This is a genomic window from Vibrio sp. D431a, from assembly GCF_030248655.1.
Lineage (GTDB): Bacteria > Pseudomonadota > Gammaproteobacteria > Enterobacterales > Vibrionaceae > Vibrio > Vibrio alginolyticus.
The window spans coordinates 1-9,325 of the sequence record NZ_JAHGAP010000041.1; the positions used below are offsets into that span (position 1 = coordinate 1).

Sequence of the window (9,325 nt, forward strand, 5' to 3'; positions counted from 1 at the left end):
TCAGAAAGTAAGGGATGAGATCAGCCCGCTAGTTGAAGGCGATGTGAAAGAGTGGCTTCGTCAAGCAACAATACCAGTAGCACACAGCTAGAAGCTAGAAGCTAGAAGCTAGAAGCTAGAAGCTAGAAGCTAGAAGCTAGAAAAAGTAGAGGGTTGATGTTTTGCATCAACCCTCTTTTTTTACTTATGTTTCACGTGAAACATAACGATGACCAGTGACTTTATTTATTGCTTAACCGGAATACGCTGAGTGCCAATCTCGCCATACAGGGTCAAAGCCTTTGGCTCGAATCATATCTTCAACAGAAGCCGCGCTTCGTTCATCGCTGATCTCAAACTGCTCGAGTTCAACATCATCCATCGCATAACCGCCCGGCTGAGTTTTAGATGCAGCAGACATACTGGTGATACCTAACGGTAATGCATTGTCTCTGAACTTTGGTGATTCACGAGTCGATAATGACAACTCCACTTCTGGATTCAACAAACGATAAGCGCAAATCAGCTGAACAAGTTGCTTATCCGTCATGACTGATTTGGGTTGTAGCGCGCCCTTACAAGGACGTAAACGTGGGAAAGAAATTGAGTAACGAGTCTGCCAATATGTGCGCTCAAGATAGTCCAAGTGCGCTGCCACATAAAAACAGTCGGTACGCCACTCTTCCAACCCTATCAATGCGCCAATACCAATCTTATCGATGCCTGCTTTTGCAAGACGATCGGGTGTATCCAATCGGTATTCGAAATCCATCTTATTGCCACGCAGATGGTGCTCGGCGTAAGTCGAAGGATGATACGTTTCTTGATAAACCATCACCGCATCTAAACCCAATGTCTTGAGCTCAGCGTATTCGTCTTGATCAAGTGGCTGCACTTCCATCGCCAAATAGTTAAAACGTTGCTTAATCATCGGCACCATTTCGCGGAAGTATTTCATACCCACTTTAGTTTCGTGCTCGCCAGTCACCAGCAATACGCTATCAAACTTCATGCGCTTGATGGCTTCGACTTCTGCTGCCACTTCGTCCCGATTCAAGGTACGACGCTTGATTCTATTCTCCATTGAGAAGCCGCAATAAGTACAGGCATTGGCGCACAAGTTAGAGAGGTATAATGGAATGTAAAGCGACATGGTATTACCAAAGCGCTTACGAGTTGCCGAATATGACAGCTGCGCCATCTGCTCTAAGTACGCTTCAGCCGCTGGTGAAATTAGCGCTTTAAAGTCTTCCAAATCACGCTTGGGTTTATTCAATGCTCGCTCGACATCTTGTGCCGTTTTCGCGTAGATCGACATTGAAATGTCATCCCAATTCAGCTGCTTAAATTGTTCAACGAAGCTCATGTTTTCCTCGCTTAATAGCTAAACCAATCTAGGACTAAAGCTCATCTAGGAATGACGTCAGTGGACTCGACGCAACCGCATGAGAAACCTTACCAGCAAGTCCGGCTTCATAAGCCATACGCCCCGACTCTACCGCCAACTTAAATGCCTTCGCCATCGCAACGGGATCGCTCGAAGCTGCAATCGCAGTATTGACGAGCACGGCATCCGCGCCCATTTCCATCGCACGCGCGGCATGTGAAGGAGCACCAATACCCGCATCAACAACGACAGGAACATTAGCTTGGTCGATGATGATCTCTAGGAAATCGTGAGAAACTATCCCTTTGTTGGAACCGATCGGCGCACCTAATGGCATGACTGCAGCACAGCCTACTTCTTCCAATCGTTTACACAGAACCGGGTCAGCATGACAATAAGGAAGGACAATGAAGCCTTCACGAACCAGTTGCTCAGCGGCTGCTAGTGTCTCAATTGGATCGGGCATCAAGTACTTCGGGTCTGGATGAATTTCTAGTTTTAACCAGTTTGTACCTAACGCTTCTCTCGCCAATTGTGCTGCAAACACAGCATCTTTAGCATTCTTTGCACCTGAGGTGTTCGGCAATAAGTTCACACCCGCTTGTACTAACGGCAGCAAAATATCGTCTTGTTGGTCGTTCACATCCACACGCTTCAACGCCATGGTCGCAAGTTGAGAACCCGAGACTTGAATCGCTTCTGCCATTAATCGGCTGTTGGCAAACTTCCCTGTTCCCGTGAACAGTCTTGATTCGAATTGTTTATCACCAATTTTAAGCATCGACTTTAACCCCCTGCGATCGCTTGAAACAAAGAGATGCTATCTCCCTGTGAAAGAACTGTGCTAGCCCACTCACTGCGCGGCACAACATTGTTATTAATTGCAAAAACACAGCCCATTTCAGGCAGCGCAAATTGACTAATGATTTGCTGTAGATTTGACTCACTGGCAACTTGATGTGACTGGTCATTGATGACAATAGTGATCACATCTAAGTCAGCAGCTGTCATTTGTGTTGTTTGTTGTTCTGATAACGTCATTGCTTCCAACTCTCTTAATTCTGGCCATTACTCGTAAACTAAATCTGAGCACACACTTGGCACTGTTTATCTTTACTTATCGCCATGGTTTGCCATTGCAGCTTCAATCCATCGAACAGGTGTAACTTGGCAGTCTCGACATGAAACTTTCCCGTCGCCAATTTTTGAATTGCCGCAATCGCTTGGTAGTTGCCAAGTGTGCCCACCACCGGACCGACGACACCGCTCTCACTGCACTTTTGCGTTTGCGGTAATTCGTCAAACGGATACAAACAGCGGTAACACGCTTTACTCTGCGCTTCTTGTTCACTTGGTGTTTGATAATCAAAGACAGCGAATTGCCCTTGCCAACCAATTGCCGCCGCCGAGATGAGCGGTGTATTTTGCTCGAAACAAACTTGGTTAATGAGCTGGCGCGTTGGCATGTTATCGGTGCAGTCGAGCACCACATCCGCTAGCATCACCTCAAGCTGCAGCTGTGCTTTGTCTAATCGCCTATTGAGAGCACGAATTTGGACCATAGAATTAAGTTCAGTGAGTTGCTTTACAGTCGCTTTTGTTTTCGCAACTTGGATGTCTTGCTCACGATAAATGATCTGACGTTGTAGGTTACTGCTATCAACTTCATCGTCATCGACCACAACCAATTTACCAACACCCGCTGATGCCAAGTACAAACTCGCTGCGCTCCCTAACCCACCACAACCGATGATCAGCACATGCGATTTGCTCAAGCACTCTTGCCCACTTTCAGCAATTTCAGGCAGAGCGACTTGGCGTTGATAGCGAAGGAACTGCTTATCCGTGAGCATGCTCACCTCTCTTGCTATGCGCCAACTCAATATTCTTATCAGTAAACGTTAGCTGTCTTTCCTTCATCAGTTGTGCGAAGAACTCGATGACCGATTGAGGTGATTCTGCCAACGTAAGAGCTCGCACAACTGCCAAACTAGAAACACCTGTTTGCCAAACTTGGGCTGCATTAGATTGGTCAATACCACCAATCGCAACCGTCGGAAAGCCAAGCACATTGTCACTAACTGCTTTGTCTTTTGAAGGACGGAAAGCAGCCTCTGTGTTTGTATAAGGAATGCTATCAATCAGCTTTTGATACAGTGCCAAGCGCACCAAGCCTTGTGGTTTCGATGGCATCTGTTTTGTGGTGGTTGGGAAAATATGCCCTAGTGCGATGTAGCTAGGATGAATTTGTACGATGCGCAGTAGTTCGTAATAACCATGCGTAGAAAGACCAAGACGAATGCCGGCTTTAGTTAGCTGAGCCAAATTCGATTCTTCTATGTCTTCTTGTCCTAGGTGAACGCCATAAGCGCCATGCTTGATTGCCAACTGCCAATAGTCATTGATGAACACTTGTGCTTGATACTGACGACCTAGCTCAATTGCTCGAATGATCTGTTGTTCTAAATCGGCTTGTTGTGGGTTCTTGATTCGCAGTTGAATAGTGTTGATGCCTAGTGGCAGTAGACGCTCAATCCAAGCAACATCATCAACGACTGGATAGAGCCCTAGACTTTGCTTAGTTAGAGTTGGAAAGCTAACACTCTCGCCTTGTGCAGACCAACCAACTTGAATACCTAGTCGCTTATCCTCCAGTACAGGTATGGGGAAATCATCAAATTGATCAGCCCACTGAGTAGATCTTCCCTCGTCAAGGTTGTCATTCAACAGTGTTTCACGTGAAACATTCGCTTGTTGAGTTAGCATTCCTCGAGCAAGTGTTAACGCATCTTCGATAGGAAAATCGAGTACTGTCAGCGTTACTGTCCAAGCAAGGTGATGTTCGGGATCGAACATTGCGTTGAGTTTGGACTTAACAGAAAGCGCTCTCACTTCGTCGTTGATTGGGTGACGCCAGATATCAAGCTGAAGCACTTTCTCCTTTTCATCGGAAACCTGCGTATCAGCAATGCCAATATAAATCGCTTTCGACGGTTGCTTAGCACACGCTTCTACCGACAAAGCAGAACGGTAATAGAGAGTAAATGAACACTCAGGCTCAAAGTTATGTCCACCAATAAGGTCAGTCGTTATATGTGTAATCTGTTGGTCGCGAACAAGCTGAATAGATTGAGTTGGGCTCACACCCAACTCAATGTCTTCGATGCTAAAACCCTGTTCTTTCGCCAACAACAAACATTGCTGAACTAAACCTGTCAGTTCAATCAATGATGACGGAATAAGGATTTTGCTCATTAGTCACTTACCTCGGCATGTGCTGCTGGGTGGTATAGCTCGGAGCCTGACTCTCTAAATTCTTGCGATTTCTGACGCATCCCCTCAAGAGGATCATCCAGCATTTTGATCGAGATAGCTTGGTCCGCAGCAACTTGCTCAGTGTCTTTCGCATATTCTCGAACCTCTTGCGAAATCTTCATCGAGCAGAACTTTGGTCCGCACATCGAACAGAAGTGAGCGACTTTTCCAGACTCTTGAGGCAAGGTTTCATCATGGAAAGCACGCGCGGTATCTGGGTCGAGCGACAAGTTGAATTGGTCTTCCCAACGGAACTCGAAGCGAGCTTTAGAAAGCGCGTTATCACGAACTTGTGCACCAGGGTGTCCCTTCGCTAAATCAGCGGCGTGCGCAGCAAGCTTGTAAGTGATCATGCCTACTTTCACGTCTTCTTTGTTTGGTAAACCAAGGTGCTCTTTCGGAGTTACGTAGCAAAGCATTGCACAGCCATACCAACCAATCATGGCAGCGCCGATGCCTGAAGTAATATGGTCGTAACCAGGAGCGACGTCTGTCGTCAATGGACCAAGGGTATAGAAAGGAGCCTCATGACAGTGCTCTAACTGCTCTTCCATGTTCTCTTTGATCATATGCATTGGAACATGACCAGGGCCTTCAATAATCACCTGTACGTCGTATTCCCACGCAATCTTGGTTAACTCACCAAGGGTACGAAGCTCTGCAAATTGCGCTTCGTCGTTAGCATCGGCCACCGAGCCAGGACGCAGACCATCACCGAGAGAAAGTGCGACATCATACTTAGCACAGATTTCACAGATCTCTCGGAAGTGGGTATATAAGAAGCTTTCTTGGTGATGCGCTAAACACCATTTCGCGATGATAGAGCCACCACGAGAGACGATGCCAGTAACGCGTTTTGCAGTCATTGGCACATAACGAAGTAGTAAACCGGCATGGATAGTAAAGTAGTCAACGCCCTGCTCTGCTTGCTCAATCAGGGTATCGCGCATCACTTCCCAGTTAAGGTTTTCCGCAACACCATTCACTTTCTCAAGCGCTTGATACATTGGTACGGTACCGATCGGAACCGGACTGTTACGTAGAATCCACTCGCGAGTTTCGTGGATGTTACGTCCAGTAGAGAGATCCATAACGGTATCTCCACCCCAACGTGTCGCCCAAACGAGCTTCTCTACTTCTTCCTCAATCGAAGAAGTGACCGATGAGTTACCGATGTTGGCGTTCACTTTGACCAAAAAGTTACGTCCAATGATCATTGGTTCGGATTCTGGGTGGTTAATATTGGAAGGGATAATAGCGCGACCTTCGGCGACTTCTTTGCGCACGAATTCGGCGGTAATATCTTTTGGTAGGTTCGCTCCGAAGCTTTGACCCGGATGCTGTTGATTCAGCACTTCATCGCGATACTTGGCACGCCCCATGTTTTCACGCAGCGCGATATATTCCATTTCTGGGGTAATAATACCTTTGCGAGCATAGTGCAATTGAGTCACACAATGGCCATCTTTGGCACGTCGAATACGTGGTAGATTTCCGTAACGAAGATCGTCTAGCGTTTCATCTTCTAAGCGCTCTTTGGTGTATACCGAGCTTACTTCATCAAGTAGCTCAGTATCGGCACGCTCTTCAATCCACCCTTCTCTCAGCTTAGGTAAGCCGCTATAGAGGTCTATGGTGTGCTCTGGATCTGTGTATACACCCGACGTATCGTAAACGCGTACTGGCTCATTAGGTTCGAATATAGGCGCTTCTTTTGTGCCTCCAATAAGGCTATCAGCGAGTGATATCTCACGCATTGGCACACGAATATCTGGACGTGAGCCTTCTACGTAGACTTTGCTTGAATTGGAGTACGGTTGTACCGAGAGTGTATCAATGAACTGTTTTGCTTCCAGTCTCGCTTGTTTGCGACTCGACATAGCATTTTTCCTTGCTTTGTTATACTAGATAAAAAGTAATTGGATAAAAATGCTTGGCGGATAGATGCGACAAGAGGAGTCAAATTAAGGCTAGTTAAAGCTTACGATATTTGCCTGTAACAACATTCGACTTTTGATAGGTCAACCAGAAAGAACTCCGGTGTGAATATCTTCTCTTGTTCCCTTCGCAGATTCTAATCTGATCAGGTTCAACGGATCCCGAATTAACGGTCTCAGCCTTATGGCACTCCGACAAGTGATGTCAGTATATAAAAACGGCTTGGTGAAACCAAGCCGACCTGTTCAATTTTTAACTACTTTGCTAGCTGCGCATCAATAATTGAAAGCCTATCCACGCAGCTGAAATACTTAACACGACATTCAACAATACGTTCAACCCCATCTTAAAGAAAGCGCCCTGCTGCATAAGCAAAACATTATCCATCGAGAAGGTGGAAAACGTCGTTAGTGCGCCTAAAAAACCCAAGCCAATCACTTGTCGCCAAGGTTCCGTTGCCAAAAGTTCATTATCGAAAGCTGCTATCAATAAGCCCATCATAAATGAGCCAACAACGTTAACGGTTAACGTACCATATGGAAAACCACGCCCCAATAAAATGACACAAAGTTCAGAAATTAAGTAACGAGAACATGCACCAAATGCACCACCCAATGCAATAAAACCCAAAACGGATAGTTGTCCCATAATTCCCCCAGAAAAGTTAATGGCGACATTGTAATCAAATTTACGGCAATAGTGATTATACAATCTTAGAATTCAGCAAAGTATAGCGCTTAAAACTTATCAAGATTTTAAAAGTTACGGGAGTCACTTTACTTCAATGTAACCCATCAAACCCGTCTTCATATGTTCAATTACATGACAATGGTACATCCAACGCCCTGGGTTATCTGCAACAAATGCCGCTTTCGCACTGCCGTTTTTTCCAAGTAAGACCGTATCGGTATGAAACGGTTCGTCGAGTTTTTTGCCATCTAACTCAAGAACCGTAAATGTGTGTCCATGAAGATGAATAGGATGATGATATTGGGTGACGTTCTTTAGGTTGAAGATATAGGTTTTTCCAATCTCCAATGTTGAAAGCGGCGCTGGAATATTATCTTTGCTCATTCCCTCCCAAGCCCGTTTGTTCATCAGCCAGAATTGGGGGATCGCTTTGCCCGATTGATCAGCAGGAGTGATCGCCCCCTCCCACTCAAACACATAATCGATTTGCTCTGCATTTTTCAAATCGAGAGCTGGCACAGGGTTGAGAGGTAATAAAGGCAGTTTCTGGTTGTTCGACAGGTCAGACTCAACAACGTCAAACTCGCACAAAGGGAATGGGAAGCGTCCTTTCATTTGACGCACATAAACACGTGTTCCAGCCTTCGGAGCAATCAATCCGATATCTAACCTCATTCCCGGACCAATTTTGTGCTGAGTGAGCTTATAAGGCGCTTTAACAGGATTACCATCAATAGCAATAACCCAAGCCTCTGCACCTTCAATAGCGATCGGGTAAGTAATGGTATTATCGACATTAGCAATTCTTAATCGCGTAGTGGCATTCTGCTTCAGCGTATAAACAGGTTCATGCACACCATTGACGCTACTCCACTCTCCGGGAGTCCCCATACGAGCGCTCAAGCGCGGCACCATAAGGTTCTTCCACTGACCTAGTTTGTCTAAATGCCAATGCTTGAGGACGACTTCATGCTCTTCATCAAACTGAACCGGCTCTGCCTCTTCAACGACAATTAGCCCGACTAAGCCCATACCAAGCTGCTTCACACTATTCATATGTGGGTGATACCAAAATGTGCCCGCATCTGGTGGTGTAAATTCATAAACGAATGTTTCACCTGGCATGATAGGCTGCTGGCTCAAGAAAGGGACACCATCCATTTCAATAGGGATTCGCAAGCCATGCCAGTGGATTGTAGTCGGCTCTGAAAGCTTGTTAGTAAACCGAATTATAACTTTCTCGCCTTGGCGACAACGAATCACAGGCGCTGGAATCGAACCATTAAATGCGAGTACGTCTGTGTTAAACCCAGGGACCAATTCTGCAGTAGAAGGTTCTGCAGTGATATCGTATATATATTGTCCCTGCTTATTAGTGCTCCTAGATAGAGAACATGCAGGTAGAACGGTAAGCGCGGAGATTGCTAAGGATGATTGAAGAAAGCGTCGACGAGATATATCCATACATAGTTACTCATTAATCCAGATCGGTTGAGTGTAACTAAATATAAATAGTGATTCCCCTTTATTATTAAAATTTCGGGCCACTGATCATTACAGCTAACTGTAGTTTCGTTCGTTCAGTAGATTAAATGCTGCCAAAGTACAGCAGAAAGCCATACTTACGGGATAAGAGTAGAAATAAGCTGTAATAATGAGAAGAAACCAGATACAAAAAAGGCTCTGACCTAAGTCAGAGCCTGATATGTGGCAGGGGTGGAGAGATTCGAACTCCCAACACGCGGATTTGGAATCCGCTGCTCTGCCAATTGGAGCTACACCCCTATAGAATTTTCATATTCTAGATTTGACAAAACCTCGCATAAGCGAGGTTGTCGATATTAAGTGGCGGAGTGGACGGGACTCGAACCCGCGACCCCCGGCGTGACAGGCCGGTATTCTAACCAACTGAACTACCACTCCGCAGTGGTATCACTCGCTTTAATAAGCAAGCGTCCGCTTTTGTCTTCACTTTTCGAAAAAGTGAAAATAAAACTAAAGCCTGGCGATGTCCTA

General features: G+C 45.8%; 8 protein-coding genes, 2 tRNA genes and 1 riboswitch. All 10 genes read right to left on the minus strand.

Annotated features, from left to right (window positions below):
* Positions 1-232 precede the first annotated feature (232 nt).
* Positions 233-1,345, minus strand: a complete 1,113-nt coding sequence (thiH, locus tag KJB35_RS26215; protein ID WP_285469865.1) for a 2-iminoacetate synthase ThiH — start codon at positions 1,343-1,345, stop codon at positions 233-235.
* Between the two features lie 34 nt (positions 1,346-1,379).
* The gene (locus KJB35_RS26220; protein ID WP_005397059.1) at positions 1,380-2,147 is read right to left on the minus strand and encodes a thiazole synthase; all 768 of its coding nucleotides are present in this window, start codon (positions 2,145-2,147) and stop codon (positions 1,380-1,382) included.
* Between the two features lie 5 nt (positions 2,148-2,152).
* Positions 2,153-2,407, minus strand: coding sequence for a sulfur carrier protein ThiS (gene thiS / locus KJB35_RS26225; RefSeq protein ID WP_005378804.1), 255 nt, complete (start codon positions 2,405-2,407; stop codon positions 2,153-2,155).
* 38 nt (positions 2,408-2,445) lie between these two features.
* A complete protein-coding gene (locus KJB35_RS26230) occupies positions 2,446-3,219 on the minus strand; it encodes a HesA/MoeB/ThiF family protein (protein ID WP_064368864.1) in 774 nt (257 codons plus the stop codon).
* On the minus strand, positions 3,206-4,621 hold the full coding sequence (locus KJB35_RS26235) for a thiamine phosphate synthase (RefSeq protein ID WP_132937343.1): 1,416 nt from the start codon (positions 4,619-4,621) through the stop codon (positions 3,206-3,208). Before KJB35_RS26235 ends, KJB35_RS26230 begins: the two co-directional genes overlap by 14 nt.
* Entirely contained in the window at positions 4,621-6,561 is a 1,941-nt protein-coding gene (gene thiC / locus KJB35_RS26240) for a phosphomethylpyrimidine synthase ThiC (protein ID WP_222717007.1), read from the minus strand. The genes KJB35_RS26235 and thiC overlap by 1 nt, the downstream gene beginning before the upstream one ends.
* 163 nt (positions 6,562-6,724) lie before the next feature.
* Positions 6,725-6,823: riboswitch (TPP riboswitch) on the minus strand.
* A gap of 60 nt (positions 6,824-6,883) precedes the next feature.
* Positions 6,884-7,267, minus strand: coding sequence for a fluoride efflux transporter CrcB (crcB, locus tag KJB35_RS26245; protein WP_005378811.1), 384 nt, complete (start codon positions 7,265-7,267; stop codon positions 6,884-6,886).
* 123 nt (positions 7,268-7,390) lie between these two features.
* Positions 7,391-8,773, minus strand: coding sequence for a multicopper oxidase family protein (locus KJB35_RS26250; protein ID WP_213880926.1), 1,383 nt, complete (start codon positions 8,771-8,773; stop codon positions 7,391-7,393).
* A 244-nt stretch (positions 8,774-9,017) separates the two neighbouring features.
* Positions 9,018-9,094: transfer RNA gene (locus KJB35_RS26255), tRNA-Trp, on the minus strand.
* Between the two features lie 61 nt (positions 9,095-9,155).
* Positions 9,156-9,232 (minus strand) — tRNA-Asp (locus tag KJB35_RS26260).
* Between the last annotated feature and the right edge of the window lie 93 nt (positions 9,233-9,325).